We start from the raw sequence: 18,323 nt of genomic DNA on the forward strand, positions 1-18,323 counted from the left end.
GGATGCGGTAACTAGAACGTGTTACAGTTCGGCCGCGGCAGGAGGTTGCATGACAGTAACGCCGAACCGGGCAGGGTCCTTCTATCTGGTCACCGTGGCCTACATCGTCGCGGTTGCGGTCGGCGCGGCCTGGCTGCTGTGGGGTCCGTCGGCGACCGGCCGACTCTGGCTAGATGCCCTCATTGCCGACTTACTGGCCACCTTGGTGGTATTCATCTTCTCCCGCGCGTATCGGAACTCCAGCTTCTACGACGCCTATTGGAGCGTGATCCCACCGCTGTTGCTGATCTACTGGTGGGCTGCCGGCCCACTGGGCCTGGATTCGCTGCGCTGCTGGCTGCTCACGATCGTCGTCACGTACTGGGCGGTGCGGCTGACCGGCAACTGGGCGTACAGCTTCCCGGGCCTGCACCACGAGGACTGGCGCTACCCGATCCTGCGCGAGAGTGCCGGCCGGTGGGAGTTCCTCGCTGACCTGTTCGGCATTCATCTGGTCCCCACCGTGCAGGTGTTTCTCGGGATGCTGCCCGTCTACATCGCGGTCACCACGCCCGGGCCGGGACTGGTCTGGCTGAGCTGGGTTGCGTTCGCCGTGGGTATCGGGGCAGTGACCCTCGAGCTGGTCGCCGACACCCAGATGCACCGCTTCGTGCGCGACAAGCAGCCCGGCGCGGTGATGGACCGCGGGCTGTGGGCCTGGTCGCGGCACCCGAACTACTTCGGGGAGATCAGCTTCTGGTTCGCCATGGCGCTATTCGGGGTGGCCGCCGCCCCGGCGTCGGCCTGGTGGCTCTTTGTCGGGGTCGTCGCGATGCTGGCGATGTTCTTGGGCGCCAGCATCCCGCTGATGGAGAAGCGCAGCCTGGCGCGGCGCCCGCAGTATCAAGCCGTCATCGACCGAGTGCCGATGCTCATTCCGCGTCCACCCCGAAAGGCCAGCGTATGAGCCCACATGGCGCACGCCCGCGCATCGTGATCGCCGGGTTCGGTGACAGCGGGCTGCTCACCGCGATCAAGCTGGCCCGCCACGCCGACGTCGTCGGCATCTCGGCTAAGCCCGCGCTGCTCAGCGGTCAGGAGCTGGGGCTGCGACTGGCCCGCCCGAAGGACTGGGCCCGGGATAACTGGGTCGCGTTCGACAAATACCGGGCGCTGGACCGGGTGCGCACCGTGCAGGCCAACCTCACCGGTCTGGATCTGGAGAACCGCACTGTGCTGGGAACGGCACCAGACGGCTCGCCGGTCGCCGAAACCTATGACGTGCTGGTCATTTCGACTGGGGTGCGCAATGGGTTCTGGCGCCAGCCCACCCTGCAGACCCCCGAGGAGATCGCTGCCGACTTGACCGCCACCCACGACCGGCTGGGTGCGGCGTCCTCGGTGATCATCGTCGGCGGCGGTGCGGCGGCGGTGAGTGCGGCCGCCAACATTGCTACCGCTTGGCCGGGCAAGAAGGTCGATCTCTACTTCCCGGGCGAACGGGCGCTGACCGAGCATCATCCGCGAGCGTGGGAAAAGTTGCAGAGCAAGCTGATTGGGCTTGGCGTCAGCGTGCATCCCGGCCATCGCGCGGTACTGCCCGATGGCTTCGACGGCGACGAGATCACCGATGCGCCGGTGCAATGGAGCGCTGGGCAGCCGCTGGCGCAGGCCGATGCGGTGCTGTGGGCGATCGGTCGGGTCAAGCCGAACACCGAATGGCTGCCACCCGAACTGCTCGACGAGCAGGGCTTCGTGAAGGTCACCTCGGAACTGCAGCTGTGCGGCCACCACCGCGTGTTCGCGATCGGCGACGTGGCCGCCACCGATCCGCTTCGCGCCTCGGCGCGGGCCCGGGCCGATTCCCTGCTGGCCCACAACATCCGCGCCACCCTGGACGATCGCCCGCTCAAGAAGTACCGGGCGCCGCGGCGGCGGTGGGGTTCGATCGTCGGGATCCAGGCCGACGGGCTGGAGGTGTTCGCCCCCAACGGCACCGCCTACCGGTTCCCGGCTTGGTCGATCGACCGGTTCCTGATGCCGTGGATCGTGCGCCGCGGGATCTACAAAGGTGTGCGGAAGAACCAGCCGCTGAGCTGAACGGGCTGGTGCGGACGGCTGGCCGAACTGACAGCGGCGCGATCGACGGTAGGCTCCTTCCAGTGGCGATCTTCGGCCGGAATACGGCGCGTCAGCGTCTGAAGAGGGCGACGCAGCGCGCTCTCTCCGTGCCGTCGTTCGACACCCCCGCCGATTGCACACCGTGGGTCATCGGCGGGTTGTGGCCCTCGGAGCTGGAGACGGTCACGCGAGAGACCGCGATCGTCGCTGAGCACCTGAAGAACGATCTGCAGCGAATCGCGAACTCGGCCAACGAGCGGTTGCGAGCGCTGCGTCATGCCGATCTTCCCGACTTCGCTCGACGAGCCGAGGAAGTCCGGATCATCGACGTGGCCAGGTCGTACGCAGTGCAGCGTGTCGAGTCAACGATTCGGCAATTACGTTTTGCAGCAGATGAATTCGATACAGATCCGGCGCTCCCCGCAGTCGCATCGGATGTCGAACCGGAACCGGTCATCGAACCGGAACCGGTCGTCGAACCCGAACCGGTCGTCGAACCGGAACCGGTCATCGAACCGGAACCGGTCGTCGAACCGGAACCGGTCATCGAACCGGAACCGGTCGTCGAACCCGAACCCGAACCCGAACCCGAACCCGAACCCGAACCTGACGGCCACCATCTGGAGCGGTTGCTGGAATTCGTCGCCCGTCAGGAGCCCGGCTTGCGATGGGCCGTCGGGGAGCGCGACGGTGGCGCGCCCGTGCTGGTGACCGACCTCGCGCACGGCTGGATCCCGCCGGGTGTTGCGTTGCCCGCCGGTGTCGAACTGCTTGCGCCGGCCAGGCGTCGCGGCCGCATCGGAGAACTCCTGGGGGATGTCGTGCGATCGGCGGCCTACCACCCGGGTGACTCGTTCGCCGGGGCTCGCGGCGAGCCGACGGCGGTGTCGCCGAAAGCCCGGGAGCTGCCCCGCGTTGAGGACCTGGGGTGGAAGCTTGCGGAGGCCACCCACTGGCGCGACGGCTTGCCGAGGCTGGTGCACACGCTGGCGAAGGCGGGTGCCGCGCGCACCGGGGTGCTCGACGCCGAAGTGGATGTCTTGCGCGTGCATGCCGACACCGCCCGCTATCAGCTGATGGCGCAGTATCCAGACGTCGACCCGGCGCTGCTGAGCAACTGTTTGTTGCTGGCCGCGACTGAGGCGATTGCCGCCGGCGACGGGGTATCTGCCAACTATCACTTCGCCTGGTTCGAAGCCCTCAATGCGCCGCAGCCGAGTCAATGGGGCGCCACGCCGTAACTCAACCTATGGTCTGAGGTTGCTGAGGCGTTTTCCGTCCCCGGCGGTCACGCTTACCGCAAAGGTGAATTGACGCAGGTAGCGACGCTCGACATACTGGCTGAGTGGCGGGATCCGGCAGCGATCGCGAGCTTAGCGACAGGGATCTCGTCGATGCGGTCTTACAGGAACTGAGCGAGGCTGCCGAGCGGTGGGAAGCGCTCGTCGCGCAGGCCGAGACCATCACGTACAGCGTCGACCTGGGGGATATACACGCGGTGGCAAACTCGGACGGCAAACTCATCGAACTCACGTTGCATCCCGCAGTCGTGACCGATTACAGCCATGGTGAGCTCAGCGATCGGCTGAACCTGGCGTTCGCGGCGCTACGCGAGGAGGCTGAGACCGACAATCAGGCGCGATACGGCGCCGGGCTGCGGTGACCCGTGCCGCTGAATCTGTCCAACCGGGACCAGAACTCCGGTCACCTCTTCTACAACCGACGCCTGCGGGCGGCCATCACCCGCTTTTCCGTGCGGATGAAACACGACGACCGCAAGCAGCAGGCCGCGGTCGCACTGTCGATCGTCTTCGTTCTGATCGGGTGTGGCTGGATGGCCCTGCTGCATTTCATGAAACCCGCAGGGCTGGTGGGCCAGTCCAACATCATCGGCAACCGCGACACGGGTGCCCTCTACGCGAAGATCGACGGCCGGCTGTATCCGGCACTCAACCTGACGTCGGCGCGGCTGGCGACGGGTAGCGCGTCGACGCCGACCTGGGTCAACGCCGGCGAGATCGCCAAGTATCCGACCGGCCCGATGGTCGGGATCCCGGGTGTCCCGGACGACCTGACCGTGTCGGCGAACCCCGTCTCGGCGTGGTCGGTGTGCGACACCGCCGCGGCCAGGGGCAGCGGCCAGCAGCCGGTGGTGACGGCCATCGCCGGCCAGCTGTCCACCGCCGGCCGCGCCCAGCCTCTGCGTCCGACGCAGGCAGTCCTGGCCACCCATGGCACCGGCACCTATCTGATCTGGAACGGCCAGCGGACCCAGATCGACCCGGCCGACCGCTCAGTCACGTTCAACCTGGGGCTCGACCCAGGATCGACCCGGCCCATTGACATCTCCAACGCCCTGTTTGACGCCATGCCGGCTACCGAACCCCTTGTGGTACCGGTTATTCCGGAAGCGGGCACCCCGTCGCGGCTGCTCGCTGGATCGGTGGTGGGCAGTGTCCTGGAAACGAAGGATTCCAACGGCGTGGTCAGCGGTTTTTACGCGTTGCTGCCCAATGGCGTCCAGAAGATCACCGGCTTCGTCGCGGACCTGCTGCGCACCGCGGACAGCCAGGGTTCGACAACCCCGCAACTGATCTCGCCCGACAAGCTGGTCGACATTCCCCAGGTGACGGCGCTCAGCGTCGATTTCTATCCAACCGGCAAGCTGGATTTCGTTGACACCGACGCCAATCCCGTGACCTGTGTGGGCTGGCAGAAGCAGACCACCGACCGTCAGGCCGCGGTGACGTTCTTCACCGGCCGTGGCCTGCCGACACCGGAGAGCATGGACTCGCACATTGTGCGGCTGGTCCGGGACAGCCGCGATCCGGATTCTGTCGAGGCGAACCAGACCCTGATGCTGCCGGGGGCGGCGAACTTCGTCGCATCCACCAGCGGGGCCATCACATCGGACACCCGCGAAGCCCTCTATTGGGTTTCACCGCAGGGTGTCCGGTATGGCATCGAATGGGACCAGAACACACTGCAGGCGCTCGGAGTGGATCCGCGCCGGGCCGTCCAGGCGCCGTGGCCCATCTTGCGGACGTTCGCGGCTGGTCCGGCCATCAACCGCGCGACCGCGCTATTGGCCCGCGACACAATCGATCCCGGCGGTGCGGTGGCGCCGGTGGCCGCGCCCGGCCAACAGAACGCGGGAGGGTAGCGATGTCGAAACGGGGATTCGTCCGCGGCAGACGTAAGCCGGCGCCGAGTGTGCCACCGGCGCGGGTGGCCGTCGCGCCGCCCCTGGCTCTGCCCGAGCGGGAACCGCGCAACATCCTGCTGATGATCGCATTGCCCGCCCTGCTGGTGGGCATCATCGGCACGCTCGTCGTGATGTACACCTCCGGTGTCCGCTCATTGCAGTCCGGGTTCTTCCCGATGATCGGTCTGGTCGGATTCGGCGCGCTGATGTTCAGCGGCCGGCTGGGCCGCGGTCGCCGCATCAGCTGGGGCGAGCAGGAAAAGCAGCGGCGAATGTACTTGCGTCAGCTCGACGACGACCGCGACGAGGTACAGCGCGCCGCCCAGGAGCAGCGCCACAGTCAGCTGTTCGTCCACGGCGACCCACAGGAGCTGGACACGGTGATCGGCGGCCCGCGGATGTGGGAGCGCCGGCCTGCCGACGCGGATTTCCTGGATGTGCGCCTCGGCATCGGCGTGCAGTCCACCGCCGACTCAGCGGTGTCGCTTCAGTGGCCGGAAGTACCCGTCGGCGAAGAGCTCGAACCAGTGACGGGCCGGGCGTTGCGCGACTTCATCCTCGAGCAGAGCAAGATCCGCGGTATCGGCAAGGTGCTGAGTCTGCGTGCACGCCCGGGGTTCAGCTTTGTCGGCGACGATCCCGACGAGCTGCACTCCTTCATGCGGGCGGTGCTGTGCTCGCTGGCGGTTTATCACAGCCCCAACGACATCAAGCTCATGGTGGTTACCCGGCACCCGGAATTGTGGTCGTGGCTGGTGTGGTTGCCGCACAACCAACACGACGAGATGTTCGACGCCTGCGGTCTGCGGCGGCTGGTGTTCACCTCACCGACCGAGCTCGAGGACGCGCTGGATTCCGAGCTGCACCGCAAGGGCAGGGGGCCGTGGACACCACCGAGCGGATCCAGTCCCACCACCATGGGATCGCCCATGGAGGCGGCGTCCGGCAGCGCGCTGGGCCCGCACTGGGTGATTGTCGACGACAACGTCGGCACCCCCGAGCAGTGGGAAGGCATCACCGGCCAGAAGGGGATGGCCGGTATCACGGTGTTGCGCTTGGCATCCCGACCCGGTAGCGGGGTCGGTTTCTCCGACGAGGAGGAGCGCTTCTCGCTGCGTGAGGGCCGGCTCCGTCACCGCGGAGCCTTCTATGCCGTGGCTGACATGCTCGCCGAGAGCACCGCCGATCGGTATGCCCGTGCGCTGGCCCGGTGGTCACCGATGTCTGCGGGCGAGCTGTCCGAGACCGACAGCCAGGGCGGAGAGCTGTTGCGGGCGTTGGGCATCACCGATCCGCGACGTCTCGACGTCGACCGGTTGTGGGCGGAAAGCCGTGGCCGAGGCGACCCGAAGTGGGCAGTGGTGCCCGTCGGCGTCAAACCCGGCGGAGAACTTCAGTACATCGTGCTGCGAGCCAAAGACTTCGGTGGATTCGGCTTCCACTCGGTGGTGATCGGAACCTCGGGTTCGGGCAAGTCGGAGTACTTCCTGTCGCTGTGCAACGGGATCGCGCTGACCCACTCGCCGGAGACGTTCATCGTCATCTTCGTCGACATGAAGTTCGAGTCGGCCGCCCAGGACCTCGAGGGGCTGCCGCACGTGGCGGGCTCGCTGTCCAACCTTGGCAAGGACGACCGGCACCTGGCTGAACGGATGCGCAAAGCTGTTGACGGCGAAATCGCCCGGCGCTACCGGCTTTTCAAGGACGCCGGTGCTCGTGACGCCAACGAGTACGAAGAGATGCGACTGGCCGGGCGTGATCTTGAGCCGGTTCCGATCCTGCTCGTCATCATCGACGAGTACCTCGAGCTCTTTCACAATCACCCCGAGTGGATCGACCTGGTCATCCACATCGGCCAGGAGGGCCGCGGCTGTAACGTCTTCTTCACCCTCGGCGGCCAGCGGCTGGATTTGTCCTCGCTGAGTAAAGCCAAGAGCAACATCGCCTTCCGGGTCGCGCTGCGCGCGGAGACCGCCGAGGACTCGCGCGATGTCATCGGCAGCGACGCCGCACTACATCTACCGTCCAAAGAAGCCGGCTACGGACTGCTCAAGGTCGGGCCGCGGGAGCTTGAACAGTTCCGGTGCTTCTATGTCTCGGCGCCTTTTGTCGTGCCGAAGAAGGTGGTCAACACCGACACCACAGTGGACGTCAGCTTCACCCAACCGCGGCCGCTGACCTGGGAGTACCAGCCGCTGTCGGCCGAGGACAACGCCGCGCTGGCCGATGCTGACGCACCGGAGGAACCCGACGAGTTCCTCTATCACGCGGACGGATTCAAGAAGAAGAAGCTGCTCGACGTCATTCGGGAATCGTTGGTCTCGCACCCAGCTCGGGCCCCGCACCAGATTTGGTTGCCACCACTGGAAGTCGGCGAGACCGCCGATGCCCTGGTGGAGCGCTGGCGGGGCAAGCCGTGGTGGGTCGACTACGGCCAGAACCCGGGGCTGGTCATTCCGGTCGGTATCGAGGATTTCCCCGAGGACCATGCGCAGCGCGTGCACATCATCGATGCCGAGATGGACAACATCATGGTGGTCGCGACCGCTCAGCGCGGGAAGTCCACGACGCTGATGACTCTGATCACCTCGGCCTCGCTGATGTACCGCCCCGAGCGGGTGACGTTCTTCTGCCTGGGTGCCTCCCTCTACCCCGTCGAGGAGCTGCCGCACGTGGCCGGCGTCGTCAGCCTCACTGACAGTGAAGGGGTATCGCGGACCCTGGCCACGATCGAAGGCCTGATCCGCGCGCGAGAGGCATCGTTCAAGCGCTATCAAATGGACATCGGGGAATTCCGCGAGCGCCGGTTCGGGGCGGCGGGTGGCGGTGGCACCGATCCCGACGACAAGTTCGGCGACATCTTCCTTGTCATCGACAACTTCGGGGACCTGTACGACAAGGACAACGGCATGGGGGATCGGGCGATCGCGATCGCCCGCCAGGGTCTGTCCTACGGCATCCATGTCGCTACCAGCGCCAGCGGGTGGCTGGTCGGCCAGAAGCAGGCCCTGCTGAGTGTCTCCAACGCCCGGATCCAGCTGAGGCTGAGCAATCCCGACGAGACCCAGATGGGTACCGGTATGGAGCATCGTCGCGCAGCGCGAAACACCCTGGACCGCCCCGGCTTCGGGGTGACACGGCTGAGCCAGGAGTTGTTGATCGGCCTGCCCGAGATCGTCGGCCCGGGCGGCGAGCGGATTCCGACTCGTCAGGTCGGCCAGGTGATCGCTGCCCAGACCGGCGCCGGCAGGGTGGAGACGTTGGCCCGGCTGCCGGAACGTATCGCCCTGCGGGAGATCGTCGCCGCATACCCAGGCACCGCCGACTCCCTCGACATCCCGTTCGCGCTGGGGGAGAGTGCGCTGCAACCGGTGGCACTGCCAAGCCGGCAAGCGCCAAACTTGCTGGTGGTCGGCAGGCAGGGCTGCGGAAAGACCAGCAGCCTGGCCGCCTTCGGGCAGGCTGTCGCCGCGCGGCTGTCACCCGAAGAAGCGCAGATCACGATCATCGACCCGAAAACCAGCCTGATCGGGAAGATTCAAGGACCGCAGGTGCGGGCATACGCCTATACGCCCGACGATATCGATCAGGTCCTCGCTGACCTGGCCGAGATCATGCGGGACCGCTTGCCGCCGTCCGGTTTGAGCCAGGAGGAGCTGATGAGCCGCTCATCGTGGACTGGTCCGCACCACTTCGTGCTCATCGACGACGAGCAGGAACTACGGCCCAGCGGGGCCATCGGCAAGGCGGCCGCGACGGCGCCGCTGTGGCCACTGATCGAGCGGAGCCGGGAGATCGGACTACACGTCATCGCCACCCGGTTGCCCGGCAACTGGGCCGGCGTCTCGGCGATGAGCCCATTCCTGCAGAAGCTCACCGGATCTCGGGCCCCGACGTTGTTCATGGACAACGACCCGCAGACCGTGAAGGTGTTTGGCCGCACGAGCGCTCAGCAACTGCCGCCAGGCCGCGGACTGCTGGTGACTACCGACGGCGCGATGGAAGGGGTATTGGTTGGTACACCGGATTGAGCGACCGCCTACGAGTTAGCTGCAATCGCAATTACATAAGTCGCCTTAGGTCGCCAGCACACTCTAAGATGAGGCAAGATCGCAGGTACGCCTGTAATCACCGGAGGGAGAGCAACATGGTTTTGAATGTCAACGCTGCATCGGTATCGACCTCTGCGGCAACTGAGACCGGCATCAGCGCAGAAATGGGCGCGGCCACCTCGGCTGCCTCGGCAGCACTGATGAGTGTCCTGCCCATGGGCGCTGACCTGGACTCCGTCGAGTTCGCTGCGGCGCTCAACGCTGCGGGCGCCTCCTACGTCGGCACCGCGACCGAGCACCTGGCCAACCGGGGCATGTTCGCCGGATCGCAGGACCTGGCGGCGGTCACCTATACCGCCACCGACGTCCTCAACAACGCGGCGCTGGGTCTGGGATAGATCGATGCCTGATCCCGCATGGCCGGCGTTGTCGCCTGAAACCAATTACCTGCGGCTGGTCGGGCCGGGGGCTGGTGGCACGGCGACCACGATGGCCAGCGGGGCGGCCTGGCAGGCGCTGATGGGCAGCAATGAGCTGGCCTTCTCGCTGTCGCAGCTGAACACCGCCGTGACCTCGCTGAACTTCGAGGGCATCGGCGGCCTCAGCTCGACGACCGCGGTCACCGGACTCAACACCGCGTTGCAGCTGCTCGCCGGCTGGGTGCAGGAGAAGCCACCGATCGCCGCCAGCGCCGTCTCGGCTTATGAGACCGCGGTGTCGACGATGATCCCCGCCGAAGTCTCCATCGCCAACCGCACCGAACAGGCTGCCGATGTCGGCATCAATCCTTCGGTTCTGGGGGCGCTGACCCCGGCAATCGTGGCACTGGACACCGAGTACTACGGCGAGCACTGGCCGCACAATGCCGGGGCGGGCGCCTCGTACGGCGCCGCACTGGCAGCCTTGGTCGCCGCTTTGGCCGTGCCGCCGCCGATCGCGCCGCTGGGCGCGTCACCGGCCGCACCCGCCGCGGCGGCAGCTGCCGTGGCGCAGGCCGCCGGCACCACCGGCATGCAGGCCGCCACCCAAGGGACCGGTCAGGTGACTCAGATGGCTGGCCAGACGGCGGCCGCACCCGCTTCGGCCGGCAGTGAGATGAGCTCGATGATGATGCAGCCGATGCAGGCCGCAATGGGTGCCATGCAGCCGCTGATGGGGATGTTCCAGGCCCCGATGCAGGCCTTCCAAGGCCTGTCGAGCCTGCCGCAGTCGATGATGGGCTCACTCGGCGGGATGTTCAACGGGATGAAGGGCGCCGACGCCGCGGTGCCGGCTGCAGACCTCGTTAAGGCCAGTGCGCCGGCGGGCGGCGCCGGCATCGGCGGTGGGGGCGTCGGCGGTGGCGGTGGCGGCGGCGGTGGTATGCCCGGCGCGGGCCTGACCAGCTACACCCGGCCCACAAGCAGCTTTGCCCCGGAGAATTCGGGTCGGCCGACGTCGCTGAAGTCCGGTCTGCTCAGTGCGGCCGAGGTGCGGGGTCCGACCGCGTCGCCCATGGGCGGTGGCGCGATGCCGATGTCGCCGGCGAGCGCGGGGATGCTCGCTCACGGGAAAGGTGAGAACAGCAAAGACGATGTGGCGCACGCCCGCATCGTGATGGAACCGGTTCCGCAGCGGGACCCACGGATCAGCTAACGGCTTGGTACTAGGGGGTGCGTCCGTCAACGTTTGCCAGAGGGTGAAGTGACAGAAGATCTGCCTTCGCTCGATACTCGTTAACACACCCCTCACGGGGACCACGATCAGCAAAGGGAAAAGCACATGACACTAGTCGTCACACCGGAGGTGCTGCGGAGCACGCAGCAGGCCATCGAGTCCGCCCTTGAGCACGCCACGGCGATCGCCAACGGGTACCTCAGCAGCCATGAAGGCCTGGGCTCGGCGGTCTGGGGTGGCCAGGCTCAGCTCGCGTCGGTCAACACCGCCGCACAGATCAACCACGACCTGCAGCAGACCATCACTGGCGGCACTCGCTTGGCCCACGGTCTGAGCCAGGCGGCTTCGATGATGGAGCAGCATGAGGCCGACGCCGCCCACAGCCTGACCAGCTTCGCCGCCAACTCCTAATCCCCAGACCACTCACGAAAAGGACTTCACCAATGTCAGACAACATCACCTATAACCACGGCGGTGTCGCCGACTTCGCCTCCGATGTCGGCTCGCGGTCGGCCCAGTTGATGGAAATCCACGACGATATCCTGCAGCGCACCAACGCAATTGCTGACTTCTTCCAGGGTGCCGCGGCGGGCTCTTTCCATGAGGCTCAGATGCAGATGCTGCAGGGCCTGCAGGGCCTCATCGAGACGATGAACCAGCACGGCTCGACGATCAGCAGCGTGAACGACAGTGCGCATCAGACCGACATGATGATGGGCAACCTCTTCTAACCGGACTTCTCAGCCGGTGGGGGCGCACGTCGGTGCGCCCCTGCTGTCTGTCTTGGGGGAACCATGTTGACGACGACACTGGACGGCCTGTGGGTGTTGCAGGTGCTGTCCGGCATCGAGGTAGTGGCACCCGAGCTCGGCCTGCGGCCGCATCTGCCCAGTATCGAGACTCGAGAGATGGCGTTGGCGCACCCCGTCGCCGACGAGTTGCGGGCCGCGGGTGTCATCACCGACGCGGGGGCCGTCGATGACGCGGTCCTGGAGTGGCTGACGGTGCTGTCCCGCCGGGACATCGCCCTACTGGTCTACGCGCAGACACCCGTGCAGGGGACCGAACCGGAGCGGGTGCTGCTGGCGCGTTTCGCTCAGTGGTGGGTTGTGCTGGAGCGCAACGGCATCCTGGTGCGCCTGTCCGGAGTCGGCACGGCGACCTCAGAAGAATCGGCCGGCATGCTGATCAATGCGCAGATCGTGCGGCTGTGCGGTGAGATGAGGGCTGCGTCGCTGCGGCCCGTCACCCTAGATGTGCCCGAACTGCTTGCCGCCGTGCATGATCAGGCGAGTTTGCGGAGCTTTCTCCTCGACCAGAGGTTCGACGGCGATCAGGTCACGATGCTGACCCTGGCGGCTGACACCGAGCGTTCGGCGCAGGCCTCGGTGGTGGCGATCCAGTCCGGCATGCCCAGCGGGCCGGCGCGATCCCACATCGATCGGGGGGCGGTCACCATCATCGATACCCCGCAAGGCAGATTGGTGTCCGAACACGTCACCCGCGGTGGAAAATCGTGGATGATCGTCTCGCCGGGATCAGCCGCCAACATCGCCTCCGCGGTGTTGAAGATGGTTCGCCGACTGCCCGCCGAAGACGAGTGGTTCTCACACAGAAAGGTTGTCTAGGTGACGAATCCCTGGAATGAGCCGGGGCGTTCCGCCGATCCCCGCGATCCCCTCGGCCGCGAAGGCTTCGGGGCCCACCATCGTCCGCAGCAGGACTCGGTGTCGGGCACGCTGCGGATCTCAGACATGGTGGCACCGCGCAAGATCCCGCCCGGCTCGGGTTGGCGCAAGTTCATCTACAACATTTCGTTCAAGACCATCAACCTCGGTGAATCCCCGGGCGAGCGGCACTACCGCGAATTGCGCGAACGGATCCGCAGGCACATCCGCAAGCAGTACGTGATCGGGTTCGTCTCCGGCAAGGGCGGGGTCGGCAAGACGACGATGACGGCGAGCGTCGGCGCGGTCTTCCGTGAATGCCGCCCGGAGAATGTCGTGGCGATCGACGCCGCGCCCGGCTTCGGCACACTGGCCGGCCGCATTGACGAGGCGCCCCCGGGCGACTATTCCGCGGTACTCAATGACACCGACGTCCAGGGCTACGCGGACATCCGAGAACACCTGGGCCAGAATCAGATCGGGCTCGATGTGCTGGCCGGAAATCGAGTCTCCGACCAGCCCCGCCCACTGGTTCCGGCGATGTTCACCGGTGTGCTGTCCCGGCTGCGTCGAACCCACAACGTGATCCTGGTGGACACCGCCGACGACCTGGAGCATCCCGTGATGAAGGCGGTCTTCGACGCCTGCGACACCCTGGTGTTCGTATCGGGTCTGACCGCCGACACCTCGCTGCCGGTCACCCGGTCGATCGATCTGCTGCGCTCGCTCGGCTACCACGAATTGGTGTCGCGCAGCATGGTGATTCTCAACGACAGTCGCAACAGCTCCGACTCGGATGCTCGGAAGTATCTGACCGAGCGCTTCAGCCAGTCCGGTGCAACCGTCGAATTCATGCCCTACGACCCGCATCTGGCCAAGGGCGGCATCATCGATGCCCAGCATGAGCTTCAGAAGAAGACTCGGCTGCGGCTCTTCGAGATCACCGCGGCGCTGGCCGACAAGTACACGCCGGATGCCGATAGGCCACGCTGATGGCCAAGGTCTCCTTCCCGGCGCGCTGCGCCGTCGCGGTGATCTGTGGCCAACACCTTGTTTCCCAGGTCTATCCGGCCTCGGTGCCGGTCGAGGTGTTCATCGACAATGTCGTCGAGCTGCTCAACGAGGAGCTCAAGAGGCGCGGCGTTCCTGGGCTGGACCCCGGTATCGGCTATGAACTGAACCGGGCCAACGGGACCAGGCTCGACGTCACGAAGACGCTGGACGAGCTCGGCGTCGAAGACGGATCAACCCTGGTGCTGGTGCCGGCGCAGGAAGGCGAGTCCTTCGAACCGCAGTACGAATCGTTGTCGACGGGCCTGGCCCGGGTCGGCAAGCGGTTGTTCGCCCCGGTGACCGCTGAGACCGCCGCGCACACCGCGATGGCGGTGCTGGCGATGGTCGCCCTGTCTGTTCTGGGACTGGGTCTGCACACCCGCCTGCACACCGACTCGGTGATACCGGCCATCGTCACCGGGGCCGTCGGTCTGCTTCTCGCCGTCGGCGCCGGCTCGATCTGGCGATGGTGGCCCCAGCGAGCCGATCTGCTCGGCGGCTTCGGCTGGCTGGCCGTGCCCTTATTGGCAGTCGGCTTCGCCGCTGCGGCCCCCGGCGATGTCGGCGCCGCGCACGTGTTCATCGCAGCCCTGGCCACCGCCGTGTTGACCGTCGGTGTGGTGACGATGACCGGTCGTCACCTCACAGTTGCCGCGACGGTGGTAACCGTGTGCGGCGTTGGTGGATTGGTGGCCATCGCCCGGATGTGGGCTGCTGTCCCGGCGCAATGGCTGGGCATGTGCTCGCTGATCGGTCTTCTGTTGCTCCTGACGCTCGCTCCCACGTTCGCGTTGTGGGCGGCGCGAATTCGCCCGCCGCACTTCGGATCCATCACTGGGCGCGATCTGTTCCGCCGCAGCGACGGCCTTCCGGTCGACACCGTTACCCCCGTCGACGACGAGGCCGAGGACGAGCCGAACCCGGACACCACACCCCCGGGTTCGGTCATCACCGTGGCCGCCCAACGCGCCAACAGCGTGCTCACCGGCATCTGTGTGGCCGCCGCGATCGCGTTACCCGCGGCGGTGTGGGCCACGCTGATGCCCGGGCGGGCCAAGAGCAACGCCGCGGCCGTACTGGCTGGACTGTTCGTGCTCATCTTCATCAGCCGTGGCCGCGCGTTCGCCGACAAGCGCCAGGCCGTCGCACTGGTATGCGGTGCGGCCGCTGCACTCTGCGTCGGCGTGATCCGCTACGTCCTGCACGAGCCGGCGGATTCGGGCGCGGCCCTGCTGTGGGGAACGTTTGCGCTGGCGATTTTCGCCGGCGCGGGACTGGCTGCGGCGCTATTGGTTCCCGTCACCCGCTTCACGCCGCTGGTGCGGATGATCGCCGAATGGCTCGAGCTGGCGGCGATCGTGGCTGCCTTCCCGCTGGCCGCGTGGGTCGGCGGACTGTTCACCTGGGTCAGAATGCGATGACGGCGCCTGGACAGCGAATCGCCGCGACGGCGATGGTCATCCTGCTGACCGGAATCATCGCCAATATTCCGGCAGCGCAAGCAATCCCACCGCCCAGTGTGGACCCGTCGCTGGTTCCACCGGATGGGCCGCCGCGTCCCGATCAACCCATGCGGCAGAGCAACATCTGCGCGCGCACCATCACGGTGGCCGATCCGAATGTGGCACTGCCGGCACCGAATCTGGCGATGCTCAATATCGGCAAGGCCTGGCAGTACTCGACGGGTAACGGTGTGCCGGTGGCGGTGATCGACACCGGAGTCAATCCGAACCCTCGCCTGCCCGTGGTGCCCGGCGGGGACTACATCATGGGCGGCGACGGCCTGATGGACTGCGATGCGCACGGCACGATCGTCGCCTCGCTGATCGCGGCGGCACCGCACGGTGGACCGCCGCCGGCGCCGATGCCGCCCACCCCAGCGTTCCCGCCGCCTGCCGGTCCGCCACCAGTCACCGCGGCACCGCCACCGCCGGGCTCGCCGCCCGCGCCGCCTGCACCGCCACCACCACCCGTACCGGTGACGGTCACCCAAACCATGCCTGCGCCGCCGCCCCCGCCCCCGCCGCCGGATCAGCCGTCCAACGGCCCGGGGGACCCGGACCCGGGTGGGCCTGACGATCCCGAGGTGCCGCCACCCCCGCCGGGAGCGCCCGATGGTGTTGCCGGGGTGGCTCCGAATGCCGTGGTGATCTCGATTCGGCAGTCGTCGCGGGCCTACGAACCGGAGAACCCGGGACCTGGTGACAGCGAGGCACGCAAGAAGGCCGGCACCGTGGCGACGCTGGCCAGTGCGATCGTGCATGCCGCAAACATGGGCGCCAAGGTCATCAACATCAGCGTCACGTCGTGCGTCTCGGCCGCCGACCCACTTGATCAGCGCGCGCTCGGCGCTGCGGTCTGGTACGCGGCGACCGTCAAGGACGCTGTCATCGTCGCGGCTGCCGGGAACGAGGGGGAGGACGGCTGTGCGCAGAATCCGTCGTTCGACCCGCTGGACACCTCCGATCCGCGCGACTGGCATCAGGTCAAGACAGTGTCGTCACCGTCGTGGTTCTCCGACTATGTGCTGTCGGTGGGCGCGGTCGACAACACCGGCGCGCCGATCAGCAAGAGCCTGGCCGGCCCGTGGGTGGCCGCAGCCGCACCCGGTGTCGGGGTCATGGGCCTATCCCCGCAGACCGCGGGACCGGTCAACGCCTATCCGCCGGTGCGCCCGGGTGAGAAGAACATGCCGTTCTGGGGCACCAGCTTCTCGGCGGCCTATGTGTCCGGCGTGGCGGCACTGGTTCGGGCCAAGTACCCGGACCTCACGGCCAACCAGGTCATCCACCGGATCCTGCAGACTGCACACAATCCACCCCGCGGAGTGGACAACCAGGTGGGCTATGGCGTTGTCGATCCGGTTGCCGCGCTGACGTTCAACGTGCCACCCGGTGACCGGCTCGCCCCTGGTTCGTTGACCCGGGTGATGGCGCCCCCACCGCCCCCCGCGTCGCCCGACCATCGGGCCCGCAACGTCGCCCTGATCTTCGCCGGTGCTGTCGTGGGTGCCGTACTGCTGGCCAGCATCATCACTCGTGCGAGGCGGGCGCGGTGAAGCGTCACACCGTCCAGCTCTTGGTGATCATCGCGGTCTTGGCGTTCGGCCTGATCGGGTGGATTGTCTACGGCTACATCGGAGCTGGTGTGGGCCTGGCGCTCGGTCTGATCCTGTTCGCGATTCCGTGGCGGCGCCAACCGCTGTGGTCGTGGCTGGGTCTCTATCTGCGTCGCAACCGCCCGATCCCGCTGGCCGAGCCTGTGACGGTGGCCAACGACCGCTCCGGTGGCGGGGTGCGCTACCAGGACGGAGTGGCCATTGTCGCCGTCCAGCTGCTTGGGAAGGCACATACCCCAACGGTTTTCACCGGCTCGACCGCGACTCACACCCGCAACACCATCGACGTCAGCGACCTCCTGCCGGCGATGCACCAGAGCCTTGGCTTGACCATCGAGTCACTGTCGGTGGTGACGGCGGGCTCCCGGCGTCGCAGCACAGGCGACTATCCGAGGGTGTACGACACCCTCATCGGTACCCCACCCTATGCCGGTCAGCGGGAGACCTGGCTGGTGCTCCGGTTGCGGGCGCTGGAGAACGCCGACGCCCTGCGACGGCGCACCACAGTGGGGACCGCCGCGCTGGCCGCTGCCCAGCGGATCGCGGCGGGCCTACGCTGCAACGGGATTCGTGCGAAGGTGGCCACCGCGACCGACATGGTGGAATTGGAACGTCGGCTGGGGCGCGCCGCGCTGGAGTCGCACAATCAGCGTTGGCGTACCGCGCGCAGCGACGCCGGCTGGCTGACCACCTACGCCTATCGACCGCGCGATATCAACGCCGAGATGCTGGCTCAGGCCTGGTCGCTGCGGGCCGACGGGATCATCCAGAACGTCACCCTCTTCCCAGACGGAACCGCCACCGCGACGATCACCGTGCGCAGCGCACAACCGCCGACCGCTCCGCCCAGTGTGGTCTTGAAGACTCTGCCGGGTGAGCAGGCCAGTGCGGTCGCCGCCAATCTGTGTGGGCCACGCCCGGAACTGCGCGGAATCACCCGCGGGCGGGCGCCGGCCACACTGGTCCTGCCGATCGGGCCGTCAGGTGTGCTGCTGGGCAAGGTTGATGCCGGTGATCGGATGTTGCTGCCGCTGGGCGATCCCGGTGAGTTCAGCCGCATCCATATCGCGGCCGACGACGTGATAGCCAAACGCATCATCATCCGTACCGCGGGAGCGGGTGACCGGATCACCGTGCACACCAAGGATTTGCATCGTTGGGAGAGTGTGCGCATGCCGCACATCGCGGTGTCGGATCAGCCGCGGCCGGCGTCGGGCACCACCGTCAGTGTGGTGGACGGTACCGTGGCTCCGGCGCCCCGTCCGAACACCGTGATCTCGGTGGGCCGGCCCGGTGAGACACAACGCGGGTCGGCTGACGTTGTCATCACGCAGATCGGTCCGGCCACTGTCGAGGTGAATGCCGCCGGCGTGGTCTACATGGTGGAGGTTGAGCTGTTCCGCGCCGAGAATCGTTATGTGTCAAGTGAACCGACCAGCCTTCGGTTCGAGGAACTGGAACTGGCGGACTAG

General features: G+C 66.9%; 15 protein-coding genes. All 15 read left to right on the top strand.

What is annotated here, in order from left to right:
* Positions 1-49 precede the first annotated feature (49 nt).
* The 15 genes from G6N38_RS11805 (at position 50) to eccE (ending at position 18,323) form a co-directional block, all read left to right on the top strand.
* Positions 50-946 carry a DUF1295 domain-containing protein gene (locus G6N38_RS11805; protein ID WP_179968512.1) on the top strand — a complete coding sequence of 299 codons (897 nt, stop codon included), beginning with the start codon at positions 50-52 and terminating at the stop codon, positions 944-946.
* Positions 943-2,079, top strand: a complete 1,137-nt coding sequence (locus G6N38_RS11810; RefSeq protein WP_163747692.1) for an FAD-dependent oxidoreductase — start codon at positions 943-945, stop codon at positions 2,077-2,079. Before G6N38_RS11805 ends, G6N38_RS11810 begins: the two co-directional genes overlap by 4 nt.
* Before the next feature lie 62 nt (positions 2,080-2,141).
* Positions 2,142-3,341, top strand: a complete 1,200-nt coding sequence (locus tag G6N38_RS11815) for a DUF5631 domain-containing protein (protein ID WP_163747693.1) — start codon at positions 2,142-2,144, stop codon at positions 3,339-3,341.
* 104 nt (positions 3,342-3,445) lie between these two features.
* Positions 3,446-3,763: a DUF2710 family protein gene (locus G6N38_RS11820; RefSeq protein ID WP_163747694.1), complete on the top strand. Its 318-nt coding sequence runs from the start codon at positions 3,446-3,448 to the stop codon at positions 3,761-3,763.
* A 3-nt stretch (positions 3,764-3,766) separates the two neighbouring features.
* On the top strand, positions 3,767-5,263 hold the full coding sequence (eccB, locus tag G6N38_RS11825) for a type VII secretion protein EccB (RefSeq protein ID WP_163747695.1): 1,497 nt from the start codon (positions 3,767-3,769) through the stop codon (positions 5,261-5,263).
* Positions 5,264-5,265: 2 nt separating this feature from the next.
* Positions 5,266-9,336, top strand: a complete 4,071-nt coding sequence (eccCa, locus tag G6N38_RS11830) for a type VII secretion protein EccCa (protein WP_163747696.1) — start codon at positions 5,266-5,268, stop codon at positions 9,334-9,336.
* A gap of 116 nt (positions 9,337-9,452) precedes the next feature.
* Positions 9,453-9,755, top strand: a complete 303-nt coding sequence (locus G6N38_RS11835; RefSeq protein WP_163747697.1) for a PE domain-containing protein — start codon at positions 9,453-9,455, stop codon at positions 9,753-9,755.
* A gap of 4 nt (positions 9,756-9,759) precedes the next feature.
* Positions 9,760-10,992 (top strand): PPE domain-containing protein, encoded by a 1,233-nt coding sequence (locus tag G6N38_RS11840; protein WP_163747698.1) that lies wholly within the window; start codon positions 9,760-9,762, stop codon positions 10,990-10,992.
* A 126-nt stretch (positions 10,993-11,118) separates the two neighbouring features.
* Positions 11,119-11,424, top strand: a complete 306-nt coding sequence (locus G6N38_RS11845) for a WXG100 family type VII secretion target (protein ID WP_163747699.1) — start codon at positions 11,119-11,121, stop codon at positions 11,422-11,424.
* A 32-nt stretch (positions 11,425-11,456) separates the two neighbouring features.
* A complete protein-coding gene (locus G6N38_RS11850) occupies positions 11,457-11,744 on the top strand; it encodes a WXG100 family type VII secretion target (RefSeq protein WP_163747700.1) in 288 nt (95 codons plus the stop codon).
* 63 nt (positions 11,745-11,807) lie between these two features.
* Positions 11,808-12,641 carry an ESX secretion-associated protein EspG gene (locus tag G6N38_RS11855; protein WP_163747701.1) on the top strand — a complete coding sequence of 278 codons (834 nt, stop codon included), beginning with the start codon at positions 11,808-11,810 and terminating at the stop codon, positions 12,639-12,641.
* Complete coding sequence (locus G6N38_RS11860) at positions 12,642-13,673, top strand: MinD/ParA family ATP-binding protein (RefSeq protein WP_322790571.1); 1,032 nt, start codon at positions 12,642-12,644, stop codon at positions 13,671-13,673.
* Positions 13,673-15,154: a type VII secretion integral membrane protein EccD gene (eccD, locus tag G6N38_RS11865; RefSeq protein ID WP_163747702.1), complete on the top strand. Its 1,482-nt coding sequence runs from the start codon at positions 13,673-13,675 to the stop codon at positions 15,152-15,154. The genes G6N38_RS11860 and eccD overlap by 1 nt, the downstream gene beginning before the upstream one ends.
* Complete coding sequence (gene mycP, locus G6N38_RS11870) at positions 15,151-16,791, top strand: type VII secretion-associated serine protease mycosin (protein WP_163747703.1); 1,641 nt, start codon at positions 15,151-15,153, stop codon at positions 16,789-16,791. Before eccD ends, mycP begins: the two co-directional genes overlap by 4 nt.
* Entirely contained in the window at positions 16,788-18,323 is a 1,536-nt protein-coding gene (gene eccE / locus G6N38_RS11875; RefSeq protein ID WP_163747704.1) for a type VII secretion protein EccE, read from the top strand. Before mycP ends, eccE begins: the two co-directional genes overlap by 4 nt.

This window comes from Mycolicibacterium helvum (assembly GCF_010731895.1).
In the GTDB taxonomy this organism is placed as follows: Bacteria; Actinomycetota; Actinomycetes; order Mycobacteriales; family Mycobacteriaceae; genus Mycobacterium; species Mycobacterium helvum.

Bases quoted from the DNA above. Each gene is read 5' to 3' on its own strand.
- G6N38_RS11840 (WP_163747698.1), top strand. From the start codon at position 9,760: ATGCCTGATCCCGCATGGCCGGCGTTGTCGCCTGAAACCAATTACCTG.
- mycP (WP_163747703.1), top strand. From the start codon at position 15,151: ATGACGGCGCCTGGACAGCGAATCGCCGCGACGGCGATGGTCATCCTG.
- eccCa (WP_163747696.1), top strand. From the start codon at position 5,266: ATGTCGAAACGGGGATTCGTCCGCGGCAGACGTAAGCCGGCGCCGAGT.
- G6N38_RS11845 (WP_163747699.1), top strand. From the start codon at position 11,119: ATGACACTAGTCGTCACACCGGAGGTGCTGCGGAGCACGCAGCAGGCC.
- G6N38_RS11810 (WP_163747692.1), top strand. From the start codon at position 943: ATGAGCCCACATGGCGCACGCCCGCGCATCGTGATCGCCGGGTTCGGT.
- G6N38_RS11855 (WP_163747701.1), top strand. From the start codon at position 11,808: ATGTTGACGACGACACTGGACGGCCTGTGGGTGTTGCAGGTGCTGTCC.
- eccD (WP_163747702.1), top strand. From the start codon at position 13,673: ATGGCCAAGGTCTCCTTCCCGGCGCGCTGCGCCGTCGCGGTGATCTGT.
- G6N38_RS11805 (WP_179968512.1), top strand. From the start codon at position 50: ATGACAGTAACGCCGAACCGGGCAGGGTCCTTCTATCTGGTCACCGTG.
- G6N38_RS11850 (WP_163747700.1), top strand. From the start codon at position 11,457: ATGTCAGACAACATCACCTATAACCACGGCGGTGTCGCCGACTTCGCC.
- G6N38_RS11835 (WP_163747697.1), top strand. From the start codon at position 9,453: ATGGTTTTGAATGTCAACGCTGCATCGGTATCGACCTCTGCGGCAACT.